The sequence below is a fragment of the Dyella caseinilytica genome (genome assembly GCF_016865235.1).
GTDB classification, from domain to species: domain Bacteria; phylum Pseudomonadota; class Gammaproteobacteria; order Xanthomonadales; family Rhodanobacteraceae; genus Dyella_B; species Dyella_B caseinilytica.
The window spans coordinates 3,473,788-3,490,374 of sequence record NZ_CP064030.1 but is presented as its reverse complement, the minus strand read 5'-3'; the positions used below and the strand labels follow the sequence as shown (position 1 = coordinate 3,490,374).

Annotated in this window: 13 protein-coding genes; 7 read left to right on the top strand and 6 right to left on the bottom strand. The window is 60.2% G+C overall.

Going from position 1 to position 16,587, the window contains the following annotated elements:
* Positions 1-58 precede the first annotated feature (58 nt).
* The 6 genes from ISN74_RS15365 to ISN74_RS15340 all read left to right on the top strand — a co-directional run bounded on the left by ISN74_RS15365 (position 59) and on the right by ISN74_RS15340 (position 8,461).
* Positions 59-844 (top strand): thioredoxin fold domain-containing protein, encoded by a 786-nt coding sequence (locus tag ISN74_RS15365; RefSeq protein ID WP_188800048.1) that lies wholly within the window; start codon positions 59-61, stop codon positions 842-844.
* A gap of 97 nt (positions 845-941) precedes the next feature.
* Positions 942-1,805, top strand: coding sequence for a DNA ligase (locus ISN74_RS15360; RefSeq protein WP_188800047.1), 864 nt, complete (start codon positions 942-944; stop codon positions 1,803-1,805).
* Between the two features lie 252 nt (positions 1,806-2,057).
* Positions 2,058-5,918: a phosphoribosylformylglycinamidine synthase gene (gene purL, locus ISN74_RS15355; RefSeq protein ID WP_188800046.1), complete on the top strand. Its 3,861-nt coding sequence runs from the start codon at positions 2,058-2,060 to the stop codon at positions 5,916-5,918.
* Complete coding sequence (locus ISN74_RS15350) at positions 5,876-6,661, top strand: hypothetical protein (RefSeq protein WP_188800045.1); 786 nt, start codon at positions 5,876-5,878, stop codon at positions 6,659-6,661. The genes purL and ISN74_RS15350 overlap by 43 nt, the downstream gene beginning before the upstream one ends.
* A gap of 25 nt (positions 6,662-6,686) precedes the next feature.
* Positions 6,687-7,556, top strand: coding sequence for a glycosyltransferase family 2 protein (locus ISN74_RS15345; RefSeq protein WP_188800044.1), 870 nt, complete (start codon positions 6,687-6,689; stop codon positions 7,554-7,556).
* Positions 7,553-8,461 (top strand): DMT family transporter, encoded by a 909-nt coding sequence (locus ISN74_RS15340; protein ID WP_188800043.1) that lies wholly within the window; start codon positions 7,553-7,555, stop codon positions 8,459-8,461. The genes ISN74_RS15345 and ISN74_RS15340 overlap by 4 nt, the downstream gene beginning before the upstream one ends.
* 76 nt (positions 8,462-8,537) lie before the next feature.
* Here ISN74_RS15340 and ISN74_RS15335 read toward each other — a convergent pair whose 3' ends face one another.
* From ISN74_RS15335 to ISN74_RS15320, 4 genes are all read right to left on the bottom strand, one after another.
* Positions 8,538-8,951, bottom strand: coding sequence for a PepSY domain-containing protein (locus tag ISN74_RS15335; RefSeq protein WP_229679374.1), 414 nt, complete (start codon positions 8,949-8,951; stop codon positions 8,538-8,540).
* A 164-nt stretch (positions 8,952-9,115) separates the two neighbouring features.
* The gene (locus tag ISN74_RS15330) at positions 9,116-9,658 is read right to left on the bottom strand and encodes a DUF2127 domain-containing protein (RefSeq protein WP_188800042.1); all 543 of its coding nucleotides are present in this window, start codon (positions 9,656-9,658) and stop codon (positions 9,116-9,118) included.
* 118 nt (positions 9,659-9,776) lie between these two features.
* Positions 9,777-9,971 carry a YbdD/YjiX family protein gene (locus ISN74_RS15325; RefSeq protein WP_188800041.1) on the bottom strand — a complete coding sequence of 65 codons (195 nt, stop codon included), beginning with the start codon at positions 9,969-9,971 and terminating at the stop codon, positions 9,777-9,779.
* Entirely contained in the window at positions 9,968-12,049 is a 2,082-nt protein-coding gene (locus tag ISN74_RS15320; protein WP_188800040.1) for a carbon starvation CstA family protein, read from the bottom strand. Before ISN74_RS15320 ends, ISN74_RS15325 begins: the two co-directional genes overlap by 4 nt.
* A gap of 364 nt (positions 12,050-12,413) precedes the next feature.
* Here ISN74_RS15320 and def point away from each other — a divergent pair, with 364 nt between their 5' ends.
* Positions 12,414-12,953 (top strand): peptide deformylase, encoded by a 540-nt coding sequence (gene def, locus ISN74_RS15315; RefSeq protein WP_188800039.1) that lies wholly within the window; start codon positions 12,414-12,416, stop codon positions 12,951-12,953.
* Position 12,954: 1 nt separating this feature from the next.
* On the opposite strand, the gene ISN74_RS15310 is transcribed toward def, so the two are convergent.
* Positions 12,955-15,486 carry a cytochrome P450 gene (locus tag ISN74_RS15310; protein ID WP_188800038.1) on the bottom strand — a complete coding sequence of 844 codons (2,532 nt, stop codon included), beginning with the start codon at positions 15,484-15,486 and terminating at the stop codon, positions 12,955-12,957.
* Between the two features lie 260 nt (positions 15,487-15,746).
* Positions 15,747-16,574, bottom strand: coding sequence for an undecaprenyl-diphosphate phosphatase (locus tag ISN74_RS15305; RefSeq protein ID WP_188800037.1), 828 nt, complete (start codon positions 16,572-16,574; stop codon positions 15,747-15,749).
* Positions 16,575-16,587 lie beyond the last annotated feature (13 nt).

The window sequence follows — 16,587 nt, the reverse complement described above, 5'->3', positions numbered from 1 at the left end:
TACTTTCGGTGTCTTCCGGCTCGTCATCCCGCGCGATGCCGGTACGTAGTGAGGTTGTATGTCGAAGAAGTTCTGGTTGACGCTTTGCGCCGGTGCGCTTGCCTTTCATGCTGCTGCCGCGCTCGCCGGAGCCGCGGTGTCCGTGCCGCCGCCGGTTGCCAATACTCCTGAAAATATCGTGCGGCAGACGCTTCTCCGGTTAGTGCCCAAGGCACAGGTCGATGAGATCACGCCCGCGCCGATACCCGGGTTTTACCAAGTGATCGCTTCCGGCCATCTGGTTTATGTCAGCGCAGATGGCAAGTATGTGATGAACGGCGACCTGATCGATGGCGTAAAGGGCGTCAGCCTCACTGATGATGCCTGGGCAAGCTATCGCAAGAACGAACTGGCCAAGGTGCCGGTATCCGAGCGCATCGTGTTCGCGCCGGAACATCCCAAATACACGGTGACGGTGTTTACCGATGTCACCTGTCCGTATTGCCGCGTGCTGCATCAGCAGATCAATGCCCTCAACAAGGAAGGCATTGCCGTACAGTATCTGGCGTGGCCGCGCGCCGGCGTGATCGGCGATGACGGCAAGCCCACTGCGACCTACACCGAGATGGTCTCGATCTGGTGTGCTGCCGACCGCAACGACGCGTTTACCGCAGCCAAGAAAGGACAACTGCCCAAGCAGGCCGACTGCAAGAATCCGGTCAAGGATCAGTTCGATCTCGGCCTGAAGCTGGGCGTGACCGGTACGCCGTCCGTGTATGCGGAAGACGGCACCCTGATCGGCGGCTATCTCTCTCCGGCCGATATGTTGCAAGCGGTGCAGGAGCACTCTGCAACGGGCGGTTGATCCATCGTTTCGCGCTGAACACCTTCCCACAATGACATCGCCTGCACCGCCATTCTGATGACGGCGATGCGAGCGACTCATGCTCAGGGAGGTGTTCATGCGAAAGCTTTCGAGATCGACAAAAGCACTTTGCGCTTTGCCGCTATGGATCGGACTGGCTATTCATCCCGGTTACGCCGCAGGCTCTGCGCCATCGCCAGTGATGCTGGCGAACGTCTATCACGCCGGTGTGGCGCTCAGTGATTATTGGGTCAGTGAAAAGTACGACGGCGTGCGCGGTTACTGGGACGGTGAAAAGCTGCTCACCCGCAGCGGTGCCGTGATCCCTGCGCCAGCGTGGTTCACCGCCAACTGGCCGCGAACCCCGATGGATGGTGAACTCTGGGGCGGTCGCGGCCAGTTTGAGCTGGCCTCGGCCACCATCCGCCAGCAACCAGCCAGCGATGAAGCGTGGCGGCATATCCGCTACATGGTCTTCGATGCGCCCGGGCAGCCAGGCACGTTCGATCAGCGTATTCCCGCGCTTCAACGGTTGGTGGCCAAGCTGGATCTACCGTGGGTGCTGCTGGTAAAGCAATTCAAAGTCGCTGACGAAGCCGAATTGAAGCGGCACCTGGACGAGGTCGTGGCGGGTGGTGGCGAAGGATTGGCCTTGCATCGCGGTTCCTCGCTCTATCACGCCGGACGCAACGGCGATCTCCTCAAGTTCAAGCCGTATGACGATGCCGAGGCCAAGGTCGTGGCCTATGCGCCAGGCCAAGGCAAATACGAGGGCATGATGGGCGCTCTGTTGGTGGAAATGCCGGATGGCACGCGTTTTCGTATTGGTACGGGTTTTAGCGATGCGCAGCGCCGCGATCCGCCGCCCGTCGGCAGCATGGTGACGTTCCGCTATCAAGGCATGACGTCAGGTGGAAAGCCGCGTTTTGCGCGATTCATGCGGGTTCACGACGAACTTTAGCCGATGCCGGATGCAGCTCCCTCTCCTCTTCGGGGAGAGGGTTGGGGTGAGGGGCAAGCTTGTCCGGAGGAGCCTGTGTGCGAGCCATCTAAAGCTCGAATGGGTCGGCAAGATGCGGCTTTCTCGCGAGCATGACCCTTACCCCGGACCTCCAGAGGGCCGGGGTGAGGTGCGCTGCAAGGCAAACAGCGCGGTTCACCGCCCCGGTCAGGTACAATAGGGCGCTCCACCGCTTAGCGCCTTTTCCCCCGCATGATCGCACTCGACGGGCAGAGCGCCCTCTCGCTTTTTCGTCTGGAACGTCTCAACGCTCGCCTGGATGCCCTGCATCGTGGCGTGAAGGTACAGGCTTCCTGGTTCGTCTATTTCATTGATGCCGCAGCCATGCCCGAGGGCGAGCAGCGCGTTCGCCTGCTGGAGGCGCTGGAGGCCAAAGATGGCCAGCCACAGACCGCCTCTTTCTGGGTGGCGCCGCGCCTTGGCACGATTTCGCCGTGGTCCAGCAAGGCCACCGACATCCTGCATGGCGCCGGTTTCGATGTCCGTCGCGTTGAACGCGGCATAGCCTGGCAGGTGAGCGGATTGTCGGCTCCGGGCAACGCTGCCTATAACGATGTGCTGGGTGTGCTGCACGATGCGATGACGCAATCCGTGCTCACCAGCCTGGACCAGGCGCAGGGTCTGTTCCTCGCCGGCCAGCCGGGTGATCTTGTCTATGTCGCATTAGGCGGTGATGCGCAGGCTGCGCTGGCCAAGGCCAATACCGAACTGGGCCTTGCCCTGGCGGACGATGAGATCGAATACCTCGCCGCCCGTTACGCCGAATTAGGCCGCGACCCCACCGATGCCGAACTCTTCATGTTCGCGCAGGCCAACTCTGAGCATTGCCGTCACAAGGTATTCAACGCGAGCTGGACGCTGGATGGTGAAGCGCAGGACAAGAGCCTGTTCGCCATGATCAAGAACACGCACCAGCATGCGCCGGCACATACGCTGTCTGCTTACAAGGACAATGCGGCAGTCATCGAAGGCAACACCGGCAAGCGTTTCGTCAGCGGTGCCGATGGCGTTTGGCGCGCGAGCGAAGAGCAAATCGATTACGCGATCAAGGTAGAAACACATAACCATCCCACCGCGATTGCGCCGTGGCCGGGTGCCGCGACGGGCGCCGGTGGTGAAATTCGCGACGAAGGTGCAACAGGTCGTGGCGCTAAGCCCAAGGCAGGCCTGACGGGCTTCTCGGTGTCGGATCTGCGCATTCCGGGTTCTCCGCAGCCGTGGGAAGTGGAGCGTCCGTTGCCGCCGCGCATGGCCAGCGCGTTTGAAATCATGCGTGATGGTCCTCTCGGCGCCGCCGCATTCAATAACGAATTTGGCCGTCCCTGCCTGGGTGGTTATTTCCGCACCTATGAGCACGAAACCGGCGAAGCCGGTGTGCGTCGTGGCTACGACAAACCGATCATGATTGCCGGCGGTCTGGCGAATATCCGCCATGAGCACGTGCAGAAGCACGAACTGCAGCCCGGTCATGCGGTGATCGTGCTGGGTGGTCCGGCGATGTTGATTGGCCTGGGTGGCGGTGCGGCGTCGTCGGTCGCTTCGGGTGCATCGAGCGCGGAACTCGATTTCGCTTCCGTCCAGCGCGACAACGCCGAGATGGAGCGTCGTTGCCAGCAGGTGATCGATGCATGCTGGCAGCGTGGCGACAAAAACCCCATCGTGAGTGTTCACGACGTGGGCGCGGGTGGTCTGTCCAATGCCATTCCCGAATTGCTGAACGATGCTGGCGTGGGCGGCGACATCGATCTGTCCAAGGTACCTTGCGACGATCCGTCGTTGTCGCCGATGCAAGTGTGGAGCAACGAATCGCAGGAGCGTTACGTGCTGGGCATTGCGCCCGCCGACCTTCCGGAATTCGAAGCGTATTGCAAGCGCGAGCGCTGCCCTTACGCCGTGGTGGGTACAGCCACGCAAGAGCGCGTATTGCGCGTCACCGATCCGCGCCGCAACCTCACGGTGATCGACCTGCCGATGGACGTGCTATTCGGTAAGGCGCCGCGCATGCACCGCGATGCGCATCGCATCAAGCCTCGCATCGATCTGGTGCCGGACTTGAGCGGTATCGCGATGGAAGAAGCGCTGATGCGCGTGCTGCGTCTACCGACCGTGGGCAGCAAGAGCTTCCTCATCACCATCGGTGATCGCACCGTGGGCGGCTTGTGTGCGCGCGATCCGATGGTGGGTCCCTGGCAGGTGCCGGTCGCGGATTGCGCCGTGACGCTGCTCGATTTCGAGGGCTATCAAGGCGAAGCGATGGCGATGGCCGAGCGTGCGCCGGTAGCTTTGCTCAATAGCGCCGACGCGGCGCGCCTTGCCGTGGGCGAAGCCATCACCAATCTGGCGGCGGCGCCGATCGACTCGCTGGGTGAAGTGCGTCTTTCCGCGAACTGGATGGCTGCCGTCAATCACGCGGGCGAAGATGCCGCGCTGTTTGATGCGGTAAAAGCCGTGGGCATGGAACTATGCCCGGAACTGGATATTTCCATTCCGGTCGGCAAGGACTCGCTGTCCATGCAGACCGTGTGGAAGGACGGCGATACCCCGCAACGCACGGTCGCGCCAGTGTCGCTGGTCATCACCGGCTTCGCCCGTGTCAGCGATGTGCGCCGCACGCTCACGCCACAGCTGCGACTGGATCATGGCGACTCTGATCTGTGGCTGATCGATCTCGGTGCCGGCCGCGCGCGTCTTGGTGGTTCATGCCTTACGCAGGTCTTCAATCGCGGCGGCGGCGTGCCGCCGGATCTGGACGACGCCAAGCGTCTGAAAGCGTTGTTCGACCTGGTGCAGGAAGCGAACCGCCAGAACTTGCTGCTGGCCTATCACGACCGCTCCGACGGCGGCGCCATTGTGACGCTGCTGGAAATGGCCTTCGCGGGTCATTGCGGTTTGGAAATCACGCTGGATGGTTGGGCCGAAGCCACGCTGCGTGCATTGTTCAACGAAGAACTGGGCGCCGTGTTGCAGGTCGCCGCTGCCAATCGCGAGGTCTTTGAAGCCCTGCTGGTGAAACACGGGCTGGCGGGCATGAGCATGCGTATTGGTCGGCCGAAGGAAAAGCTTGGCATCAAGTTGTTCCTCAATGGCGAAACGCTGTTCAAGTGGAACTGGACACAGTTGTTCAAGGCGTGGAACGAAACCAGCTACGCCATGCAGCGTCTGCGTGACAATCCGGCCACAGCCGATGCGGAACTGGCCTGGCGCATCGACGATGTCGATGCCGGCATCAGTCCCAAGCTCAGCTTTGATCCGGCAGACGATATCGCCACGGCGTATCTGAAGCAGGCGGAACGTCCGCGCGTGGCGATCTTGCGCGAGCAGGGTGTGAACGGTCAGGTCGAAATGGCAGCAGCCTTTACGCGCGCGGGGTTCGAGGCGGTGGACGTGCACATGTCCGATCTCGCCAGTGGCCGCGTCAAGCTCGCCGATTTCCGCAGTTTTGCCGCGTGCGGTGGCTTCTCCTACGGCGATGTGCTCGGTGCCGGACGCGGTTGGGCGGCATCGATCCTCTACAACGATATGTTGCGGGCGCAATTCACTGCGTTCTTCGCTGACCCGAACAAATTTGCGTTGGGTGTCTGCAACGGTTGCCAGATGTTGAGCCAGCTCAAGGACATCATTCCGGGCGCACAGCATTGGCCGAAGTTCCTACGTAACGCATCCGAGCAGTACGAGGCGCGCGTGGCGACGCTCGAAGTGCTCGATTCGCCCAGCATCTTCTTCAAGGGCATGGCCGGTTCGCGCATTCCCGTGGCGGTGGCGCATGGCGAAGGACGCGTCAGCTTTCCGCAGTCCTGCAGTCCGGCCAAATCGGGTAGCGCAGTGCGCTTTGTCGATAACCGTGGCAAACCGACGGAGGCGTATCCACTCAACCCGAACGGCTCGCCCGGCGGTCTCGCTGGCTTCACGGCTGCAGATGGCCGCGTGACGATCCTGATGCCGCATCCGGAGCGCGTGTTCCGCACGGCGCAGATGAGCTGGCATCCGGAAACGTGGGGTGAAGATTCGCCGTGGATGCGCATGTTCCGCAACGCAAGGGTGTGGTGCGGCTGAGCCGCCCCCATCCACAACGTGGATGGTCAGCCTGGTTGCTGGCCATCGCATGGATGCTATTGCTTGCCTGCATGCCGTGGTGGATTGGTCTGCCATTACTGTTGGGATTGGGCGCGACACAGCTTGGGCATTCGGTGCGCCTGCATCACTACGGCGCCACCATCAGATCTGCCTTGCGCTGGGGACTGGCCGGTTTGTTGATGGCTGGATACCGGGCACTCGACACGCATAGTTCTGCATTGACGTTGACGCTGTTGGCCGCATTGGTTGGTTTTTCGCTGCTGGTTTTGTTCGAATCCTGGCAGGATCACAAGCCACTACGGCATGCCACAATGGCAGCAGCCTCGCCCGAATGGCGCGACATGGCGATGAATGCGGCGGGGCCTGCCGCGAATCTCATCGAGTTGCAGCCGCCTGTATGGTTGTCGCTGGACGATTCAACGGAAGCCGCCTCCATAGATGTGTCGTGGTTGCGTGAAGGGCACTGTCGGATCGGCGGGAAAACGGTGATCGATCATGTCGAGCCAAGCCTGTCGATGGCGCCAGGGCGCGGCTGGTTTGCTTTACCTATGACGTCATGGCGCGGAGTGGTGTTGTACGATCGCGTGAACGATCGTACATGCCGGCTGCGCGGCTGGCATCTGTATGGCTGGCATGCGAGCGAAGCATGGCTCAGTCGTGGAGAGGATCAGCCACCCATCGCGCTTTCGCATGTGCTTGGTCTGGATCAGCTTGAGGAATAAATGTTGTATCCCATGAAAGATCATCATGTCAGTGCTTGATGCGGTCCCCGTGCTAAGTGTGATCATCGTTTCCGCCGACAGCGGCCCAAGCTTGCGCGACTGCGTGAACAGTGTGCTGGCATGTAGCACGCCGCTCGAACTGCTGCTGATCGACAACGCATCATCCGACGGCATTCCACAAGCGATCGCGCGTGGGCGAGAAAACGATGCGCGCCTCAAGGTGATCTACAACCGCACCAATCTCGGTTTCGGGCCAGCGGTGAATCGCGCAGCGGTCCAGGCGCGCGGACAGGTGTTCCTGATCCTCAATCCCGATTGCCTGATCGAGCAGTCGGCCTTGCAGCGTTTGCTGGACGTATTGAAACAGGAACAGAAAGCCGGCCTGGTTGGCGCCGTGGTTTGTGATGCGCAGGGCGTGCCGGATCCAGCATCCTATCGACGTGACCCCATCATGCAGCGCGCGCTGGCGACGATGTTCGGGCGTGGCAGCGAGGGTGTGAATGCCACCGGCGGCGTGCCGGATCATGTGGTTGATGCTGAGGCCGTATCCGGTGCCGTCATGCTGCTGCCGCGCCGGGTGTTCGAGTGGTTGAACGGTTTCGACGAAAAATATTTTCTGCATTGCGAAGATCTGGACCTGTGCCGCCGCGTGCGTGATGGCGGCTGGCGCGTTGTGCTGGCGGGTGATGTCCGGGTGTTGCATGGCAAGGGTGGATCGAGTCGGCATCGTCCCGTGTTTGTCAGCTATCACAAGCATCGTGGCATGTGGCGTTGGTTCCGCAAGTTTGACCCGGCAGCGCACAAGCCGCATTTGGCAGTCGTGGTGTGGCTGGGCATCTGGGCGCATTTCGTACTGCAGATCCCTGGTCAACTGCGTCGGTTGATGACGCGATGAGCGCGGTTTCGCGTGTGAGCCTGCTGGCGACCGTCGGTCTGCTGGTTATGACGGCGGTCTGGGGTTCCACGTTTGTGCTGATCAAGGGTGTGGTCGACCACATGCCCGTCGCGGATTTTCTCGCCGTTCGTTTCGCCATCGCGGCCATCGCTATGTTTGTGTTGTTTCATCGCCATGTGGCGCGCCTGGGGCGTCAGCAGCTTTGGCGCGGCGTATTGCTGGGCGTGATTTACGGCTGCGGGCAATTGCTGCAGACCTGGGGTCTGACGTTGATCTCGCCCAGTGTCAGCGGTTTCGTAACGGGCATGTATGTCGTGTTTACGCCGATCCTCGCCACCGTGCTGTTGCGGCAACGGACACCATCTGTCGTCTGGTTGGCAGTGGGATTGGCAACGCTGGGCCTCGCCTTGCTGTCGCTGAATGGCCTTTCCGTCGACAAAGGTGTCTGGCTGACACTGCTTTCGGCGTTGTTGTACGGCTTGCACATCGTTGCCCTGGGTCACTGGTCGCGCGCCGATGAAGCCTTTGGCCTTTCAGCCGTCCAAATGGTAGCGATTGCACTGGTGTGCCTGTTGGCCACAGCAGGTCACGGTGGCCCCACGCTGCCGCCTGATGCTGATGCGTGGCTCGCCACGCTGTACATGGCGCTATTGGCCGGCGCTGGCGCGATGCTGATGCAAACCTGGGCGCAGGCGCATCTTCCTGCCACACGTGCCGCGATCGTGATGACCACGGAGCCTGTTTTCGCCGCAGGCTTTGCTGTGGCCCTGGGCGTGGATGCGCTGACTTGGCGCATGCTGGCCGGCGGTGGATTGGTGCTTGCAGCGATGTATCTGGTCGAACTGATGCCGCGTCGAGGCAGCAAGGAAACGCCGCCTGCAGAAGCCATCCATCACGAGGTGTGAACCCCTCGGCGCCATGCGCGGCAGCGTCGTAGGTTGGGGTCATCGCCAGCGCACCCCAACCTACACGGCTCACGTCTTAGTTGGTGCCGATGATGCGCCCCGACTGCGCATCGACCTTCAAGGATACCTTTGCACCTGCAGGGCTTTTCGCCTTGACCGTCCATATGCCGTGATCAAAATCCACACCGTGCACATCCGTATAGCCTTGCACTGAGAGTGCAGAGCGGATGTCGGACTCGCTCATCGGCGAGACTTGCTTGTTGGGGTAGGCTTGGCCGGTGATGGGGTCTACGCGCAGTTTTACACTTTCGCCATTGCCGCTACGCGCTTTTGCTGACCAGACACCATCTTCGAATGTCAGATCATGAATCTCTGTATAGCCCTGCTGCGTCAGCTGTGCACTGATTTCTTGCTGATTCAACGCCTGCTGCTGTGCCATCGCGGCACCAGCACATCCCAACGCCAGCGTGATGGTCAATGAAGCAATCATCTTCTTCACGAACCGCTCCTCGTTGCTTGTGAGAACATCGAGTTTTGTGCGGGAAAGATTAATCTGCGACGAACAATTTGTTATTTGGGTCAAGTTGGGTTCATGCTTGAAGCTCCAACTCAAATTGACTCGCCGCTGGAGTCTACATGGCTGCAAGCTAAATGTTATGAGGGTTGCGAGTCGGTCGACGTTTGGCCTGCGCTGGGATTTCGCGCATGCGGCTGCATGGCCAGTCGAACCAGATAAACCACAATTGCCACATTGGCCAGCAAAGCCGCCAGCTTCAGCAGATTGAACTTGTGGAACACTTCGTAGACTTCGAATGGAATCAGCGAACCCGTGGCGATCACGGTGAACCATTCCGCCCAGTGTTTGCGCAACCACAACCCGGTGCCTTCGGTGGCGAAGATGGCTGCGTAAGCCAAAGCCACCAGTCCGATGGCGACGAACTTGCCCGGCCCCATCTCTTCCAGCAGTTGCACCAACTGCCAGCGCAGGCCATTGCTGTCGGTCAGGGACAGATGTTCCAGTGCATGCACCAGATGATCGAAATTCTTCTCCTGATGCAAACCGAACGCGAAGATGGCCACGATGATCAGGCAGACAGTTTTGACCGCTTTATAAATCGCGATCACACGCAACCCAAGACTATGCTGGGCTTCGATCTCGGAGGTGGGCTTGGTGATGCGGTAGTTGCCTGAGGGCATGGTGATCGGGCACGGACTCGCGTGAAAGGGTAAATTCTAACGGCTGGGCGTTACAGAAAGGCCATGCCATCAATGCGGGCATGGCCTGATGTTTCCAAGTTTGGGGTCTAGCCGGTGTTCAGCAACAGCGCCCGCCGGTACCTTTATAGCGCGCTGTTTGCCGTTCGCGGAAGAACTCGGCGTAAGTGGGAATCCGGCGTTCGGGGTGGTGTGTGCGTAAATGGTCCACATAGACGTCGTAGTCGGGTATGCCACAACTCAATCGCGCGGCTTGCACCAAACGATGCCACCATGTCGATAGTGTCGTCTTCATGACCTTTGTCCTACCACGCTTGTCAGCGCGATGCGAGGTGCTTCATGGGCCGTGGGCTGGTTGCTGCGCCAGGCTTTGATCATGGCGTAGACGCTAAAGCCACCCATGGTCAAGACAAGCAGCATGAATACGGCGGTGAGCGTGGCATCCACGCTGTTGTTGGTGATGATGCGCTGCATCTCCGCCAGATTTTTCGCCGGTGCCATCAGCTTGCCTGCCTGCATGGCTTGCGTGTAATTCTGTGCGGCATAGGTGAAGCTGATCGGGCCAGACAGTTTTTCCCAGCCCGCTGTCAGCGTACAGATCACCAGCCACAACGCAGGAATACCCGGCACCCACACATAGCGTTCGCGCTTGAGTTTGACGGTCACCACCGTGGCCAACATCAAAGCAATCGCTGCGAGCATCTGGTTGGCGATGCCGAATAATGGCCACAAGGTATTGATGCCGCCCAACGGATCGACGGCGCCCTGGTAAAGGAAATAGCCCCACAAGGCCACGCAGATCGATGTAGCCAGCACATTGCCGATCCATGATTCAGTGTTCTTCAGCGGTTCGTGCACGAGTCCTGCGATCTCCTGAATCATGAAGCGGCCGACACGCGTGCCAGCATCCACCGTGGTCAGGATGAACAGTGCTTCGAACAGAATCGCGTAGTGATACCAGAACGCCATCATCCGTTCGCCAGGCATGATGTTGTGAAGTAGCTGGGCCATGCCTACCGCCAGCGTGGGTGCGCCGCCTGCGCGGCTGAGGACGCTGGTTTCACCGATGTCATGTGCGGTACGCGAAAGTTCATCTGGCGTGACGACAAAACCCCATTGGCTGATGGTGGCGGCAGCGTGCTCAACTGTGGTGCCGATAAGCGCTGATGGCGAGTTCATCGCGAAATACACGCCAGGATGCAGCGATGCGGCGGCAATCAACGCCATGATCGCGACGAAGGCTTCCATCAGCATGCCACCGTAACCGACCATGCATGCTTCGCCCTCATTGGCCAGCAGCTTGGGCGTGGTGCCGGATGCGATGATCGAATGCCAGCCCGATACCGCGCCGCAGGCGATGGTGATGAACAGGAATGGGAACAACTGCCCCTGGAACACGGGGCCGGTACCGTCGATAAAGCGCGACACGGCCGGCATCCTGAGGTCCGGCGCGGCAAACAGAATCGCGATCGCCAACAGCACGATAGTGCCGATCTTCAGGAACGTGGACAGGTAATCGCGTGGCGCCAGCAACAGCCACACTGGCAGTACCGACGCAAAGAAGCCGTAGCCGATCAGCAGCCAGGCCAGCGATTTCGCATCGAAGTCGAACAGAGCCGCCAAGTCGGGCGTTGCCGCAATATGCGCGCCATAGGCGATCGAACTCAGCAGCAGCACCAGACCGATCAGTGATACCTCCAGAATGCGCCCAGGTCGGACCCAGCGCAGATAGACACCCATGAGCAACGCGATCGGGATCGTGCAAGCCACCGAGAAGGTGCCCCATGGGCTGTGCGTCAGCGCTTTCACAACGACCAGCGCCAGCACTGCCAGCACGATCATCATCAGGGCCAGAAGGCCGAACATCGCGACCACACCGGCAAACGGCCCCAGCTCTTCGCGCAGCATGTGGCCGAGCGAGCGAGCATCGCGCCGGACCGACAGGCCGAGCACCATGAAATCCTGCACTGCACCACCCAGGACGACGCCGAACAGGATCCATAGCGTGCCGGGCAGGTAGCCCATCTGCGCCGCCAGCACCGGTCCCACCAGTGGCCCGGCGCCGGCAATCGCCGCGAAATGGTGGCCGAAGACCACCCACTTGTCGGTGGGCACGTAGTCCAGCCCGTCATTGTGCAGCACCGATGGTGGCGCGCGGCCGGGGTCCATCTGCAATACACGCCGTTCGATAAACCGGCCGTAGAAACGGTAGCCGATCAGGAAGACTGCAACGGACGCCGCCACCAGCCAGATCGCGTTGATCGGCTCGCCGCGGCGCAGGGTGATCACGCCCAGGCAGGCGGCGCCGATGACGGCGATGATCGCCCACAGGATCTTGCCTGCCACGCCGATCGGCTTGGATGTGGTTTCCATGAAGGGTCTCCGGGATCGATAAGCGCCTGTTCAAAGCGGGACAAATGCGGGCAAGGAACCACCCGCTGGGATATGTCGAGGCTTGCGCATGGCGTTAGGTTCGTCCTGTCGGTCGCAGGGGTCAATACCGCTGACCGTCATTTCGATGACGTATCATCGTCATTTCGCGGGTTTCGCCACTTTCATACCGTTGGCAAAGCCTGCGCGGTATTGCTCAAAGCGGGCGGCCTGTGCTTAGGGTAGAGAGGCCACTCGCAAGCATGGGGTGTCGCCGGTTTTTGCACCGCAGCGTGAGGCAGCAGGCTTGCATTCACTGCGTAAAGTCCACAGTAAGACAGCAACGCAACATTTGTGTGAGGTTGGCATGATTCGCGAGATTCTGAAGATGGGCGATCCGCGTTTGCTGCGTGTTGCGCCGCCCGTGCCCGATACGATGATCGGCAGCGCCGAGCTTGATACGCTGATTGCCGACATGTTCGAGACCATGCATGACGCCGGTGGCGTTGGCCTCGCTGCGCCGCAGATCGGTGTTGACCTGCAACTGGTGATTTTCGGTTTCGACCGCTCCGAGCGTTATCCCGATGCGCCCGCGGTGCCGCAGACCATTCTGCTCAATCCGGTGATTACTCCCTTGTCGCAAGACATGGAGGAGGGCTGGGAAGGCTGCCTTTCCGTGCCGGGATTACGTGGCGCGGTCAATCGCTATTCGCTGATCCGCTACGAAGGCATCGATCCGAAAGGCGAACGCATCGATCGCCGTGCCGAAGGTTTTCATGCACGCGTGGTGCAGCATGAATGCGATCACCTGATCGGGCGGTTGTACCCGTCGCGCATCACGGATTTCACCAAGTTCGGATTTACCGAAATCCTGTTTCCCGACATGGACCCGGCAGCAGACGAATAATTCAGCTCATAGCTTGGGGTGTTTGCCAGCTGATTCGGAGTTGGTCGAGTCCGCGAAACGTAAATGCCGCTCTCCACGCCACGCCTCTAGGAACCAGCTGGAAGCGTTCTTTCGCCAGCGCCAGAAAAACACGTTGTAATTCCAGTCGTGCCAGCGACGCACCGAGGCAATAGTGCGCACCATGCGAGAACGCGACGTGGTGCTTGGCCGCGCGCGTGATGTCCAATCGATCTGGATCCGGAAATGCAGCCGGGTCACGGTTGGCGGCGCTCAGCATGAAGATGATCGAGCTTCCGCGTGGAATGCTCTGGCCGGCCACTGCGGTGTCCTCGATCGCAAAGCGAAGGACATACAGAACCGGGCAATCGTAACGGAGCAGTTCTTCCACTGCGTTGTCGGCAAGCGCTGGATCGTCACGCAGGCGTGCAAATTGCGTCGGGTGACGGAGCAGTGCCAGCGTGCCATTGCCGATAGTGTTTGTGGTGGTTTCGAATCCGGCGAAATACGACATGGCGATATGCGCCACGAGTTCGTCGGGTGTGACACCGTTGCGGATCACCTCTGCGACGTTCAGCAGGGACGTGGGTGCCGATGAGGCCGGTGTGTTATGCAAGCGTGCGATGTGATCACGAAGATAGCGTGTAAAACTATCCGCGCTGTGCTCGGCTTTCTGCATGGCTTGGTGGGACATGCCCGTATCTAGCCCCATGCCAAGGTCTCGAGCCCATTGCGTCACCATGGCCGAATCTTCCTCGGGCACACCGTAGATCATCGATACCACACTTACCGGGAGCGGCAAGGCAAGGTCGCGCATGAGGTCGGGATCGCTTTGCATACGCATATTTGCAATCAATGCACCCACGCGTTCATCGATGTAACGCGTGAGATGCTGTACGGAATCATGCGAAAAAAGTGGTGAAAAGACTTTGCGGAGCAGTGTGTGCCGCGGCGGGTCGATAAAAAGCATGAAGTTGTTATAGAGGCGAGCGAGTGCCGAGTTCTCTTGATGGCGGAACCAACTGCTGACGCCTGATGGCTTTGCGCTATCGTCGTCAATGCGGTGCGTGTAATCGAGCTGCCTCGCGTCGACTGACAGCGATTTGTTGCGCAGGCCGCTGGAAACATCGGCATGGCGCGTCACCCACCATCGCGAAAGCGCATCCTGAAAGATGGGTGTCCGTTCACGAATCTGACTCAGTATGGGATGGGGGTCTTCGCGTACATCTGCGTGATGCGGATCGAAATGGACACCTTCTTCATCGATGATCAGGGCATGGCCGATGGTGCGCGCGCGGGCTATCGGGCGCAGACGTTCGAGGCTTAGGTTGATGGGCGCGGATGTATCGAGCAGTTCCTGCATGGTGGAAGCGAGCGTGTTGGCATGAGGCGGCATGACCATGGTGAAGTGGTCGCCCGGTGTATCGATAACGCGTAACGCGGGGCAGTGGTCAGCCCATCCCAGCGTAGGGGAGCTGAATTGATGACGTACGCGGCGGCGGGGATGAGCGGCTTCAGCGGGGAAGCCGCCCTTGGAGCGTAACAGTACGACTGGCCCGGTATAGACGCGTGGCCGGTAACGCGTTACCGCGGCAAATCCTTTGCGATAGACGGCGATGACATGGGCCGCCGCAGGATTGCCGGCAAGCAGTCCCCAGAGGGCCTGACGTTGTTGATCGGCGGGCAGTCTGGCTAGATGGTTGGCAGAAATGGGCGTCTTCGGTTCGGTGGAGAGCCGGCAATACACCCCGATCACTTCGAACAGTGCCATCACCTCGTCGCTTTGATCTGCGTTGTCCTCGGACTCGGTGAGAGTCGAGTCGATCAGGATGAGTGGCGATACGGTTTCGCCTTGCTCGCGCAGTATCTGCGCCATTTCATAGGCGACCAGTCCTCCAGCGGAATGTCCGGCGATGGCATAAGGACCGTGCGGCTGAATCGATCGCATTTCCTCGACATAACGTCGTGCCATTTCTTCGATCGAGCCCAGCGGTGGTTCATGGCCATCGACTCCAGGTGCCTGGAAGGCGATGCAGGCGCGATTTGCACCCAAGGCCTGGCATAGCGGCGAAAGATAGTGAGCGGTGCCATTGAGTCCAGGTATCAGGAAAAGCGGTGCAGAGAGTTGCCAGTCGCGCAAACCGACCGCGCGTGACTGGCGGGCTTGCACCCGGGCATGGGGTGGCAACATGGGAGACGACGATGCGTCGTCATCGTAGGGATCCGTACCCAGTGATTGCTCCAGTCTGGCGACCAGGTCACCTAAGGTCGCCGAGCCCAGCAAGGTGTTGATAGGTATCGCAACGCCGAACTGCCGTTCAATATTGCCGATGAGTTCCATGCCACCGAGCGAATCGAGGCCGGTATCGACGAGTTTTGTCTCCGGTTGCAGTGTGTGCTGTTCGGCTCTCGCCAAGCGGGTGATTTCATCGGCGATGTACGTGGTCAACGCGTGTCGTCGCTTGGCAAAGCTCAGCCCGTGCAGGGGTGCTGCGAAAGAAGTGTCGGGGGTACTCTCCAGTTGTTCCGCATTCACGCAAATAACCTCCCGGATGGGGACGAGCCCATGCCGTAGTCAAGGTTGCGATCGGAGTAACTAGCGTCTTAGACACCGGATGCGGTGAATAGGCGGTGAAACACGACTCCCGGATTCGTGAAGGCGAGTGCCAGTGTCGTGTCGTATGCAGATTTTGAGATGGCCATCACGGGGGCGTCGATGGTCTCGCCGTGTGCCTCGTTTAAACGTGCCAGGCAGTGAAACGCTCGCACTGCCTGGCGTTTCGCGATGATGCGCGCTCAGGCGACCGGATGCAGCAAGAACCAGCCCAGGCATGCAGCGCCCGCGATCACACAGTAGGTGCCAAACGAGGCCAGACGTCCGCGACCTTCGAAATAGCGCATCAGGAAGCGCAGGCTTAGCCAGGCTGCGATGGCGGTGAGTACGCCGCCGAGAAAGGCGTCGGCCAGCTGATCGGGTGCCTTGAACAGCTTGGGGATTTCCAACAGGCCGGCGGCGAGGATGATCGGTGTGCCGAGCAGGAACGAAAATTCCGCAGCCTTTTCCTTATCGAGTCCCGTTGCGGAACCGGCGATCATGGTCAGGCCGCTGCGCGAAAAGCCCGGGATCAGCGCGCCAACCTGGGCCAGGCCCACCAGAAACGCCTGACGGAGGCTCAGCTTCTCCGGTGGCTTGTGTGCGCGTGAACGCTCAAGGCGATCACCTAGCCACAGCAGCACCCCGTTGACGATCAGCGCGGCTGCAACAATGCGCAGATCCTTGAACACCAGCTCCAATTTTTTTTCCAGCACTATGCCGACCAGACCGGCGGGAACGGTGCCGATGATCAGCGCCCACATCATGTGGCCGTCGTCATTGCGGCGGCCGCCCAGCGAAGCGAAAAAGCCGCGGATCAGCGCGATCCAGCGCTGGCGGAAATAACCGAGCAACGCGAACGCGGTACCCAGGTGCAGGGCAACCAGAAAGGGGATGAGCTGCGGCGCATGCTTGTCGATATGCATGCCGAACAGCGCGGGCACCAACAGGGTGTGGCCAAGGCTACTGACCGGAAACAATTCGGTGACACCCTGCAGCACGCTAAGGAAAATCAGAAACCACAAGCTCACGTCGTCATCCCTC

Bases quoted from the DNA above. Each gene is read 5' to 3' on its own strand.
- ISN74_RS15365 (WP_188800048.1), top strand. From the start codon at position 59: ATGTCGAAGAAGTTCTGGTTGACGCTTTGCGCCGGTGCGCTTGCCTTT.
- ISN74_RS15360 (WP_188800047.1), top strand. From the start codon at position 942: ATGCGAAAGCTTTCGAGATCGACAAAAGCACTTTGCGCTTTGCCGCTA.
- purL (WP_188800046.1), top strand. From the start codon at position 2,058: ATGATCGCACTCGACGGGCAGAGCGCCCTCTCGCTTTTTCGTCTGGAA.
- ISN74_RS15345 (WP_188800044.1), top strand. From the start codon at position 6,687: ATGTCAGTGCTTGATGCGGTCCCCGTGCTAAGTGTGATCATCGTTTCC.
- ISN74_RS15340 (WP_188800043.1), top strand. From the start codon at position 7,553: ATGAGCGCGGTTTCGCGTGTGAGCCTGCTGGCGACCGTCGGTCTGCTG.
- ISN74_RS15335 (WP_229679374.1), bottom strand. From the start codon at position 8,951: ATGATTGCTTCATTGACCATCACGCTGGCGTTGGGATGTGCTGGTGCC.
- ISN74_RS15330 (WP_188800042.1), bottom strand. From the start codon at position 9,658: ATGCCCTCAGGCAACTACCGCATCACCAAGCCCACCTCCGAGATCGAA.
- ISN74_RS15325 (WP_188800041.1), bottom strand. From the start codon at position 9,971: ATGAAGACGACACTATCGACATGGTGGCATCGTTTGGTGCAAGCCGCG.
- ISN74_RS15320 (WP_188800040.1), bottom strand. From the start codon at position 12,049: ATGGAAACCACATCCAAGCCGATCGGCGTGGCAGGCAAGATCCTGTGG.
- def (WP_188800039.1), top strand. From the start codon at position 12,414: ATGATTCGCGAGATTCTGAAGATGGGCGATCCGCGTTTGCTGCGTGTT.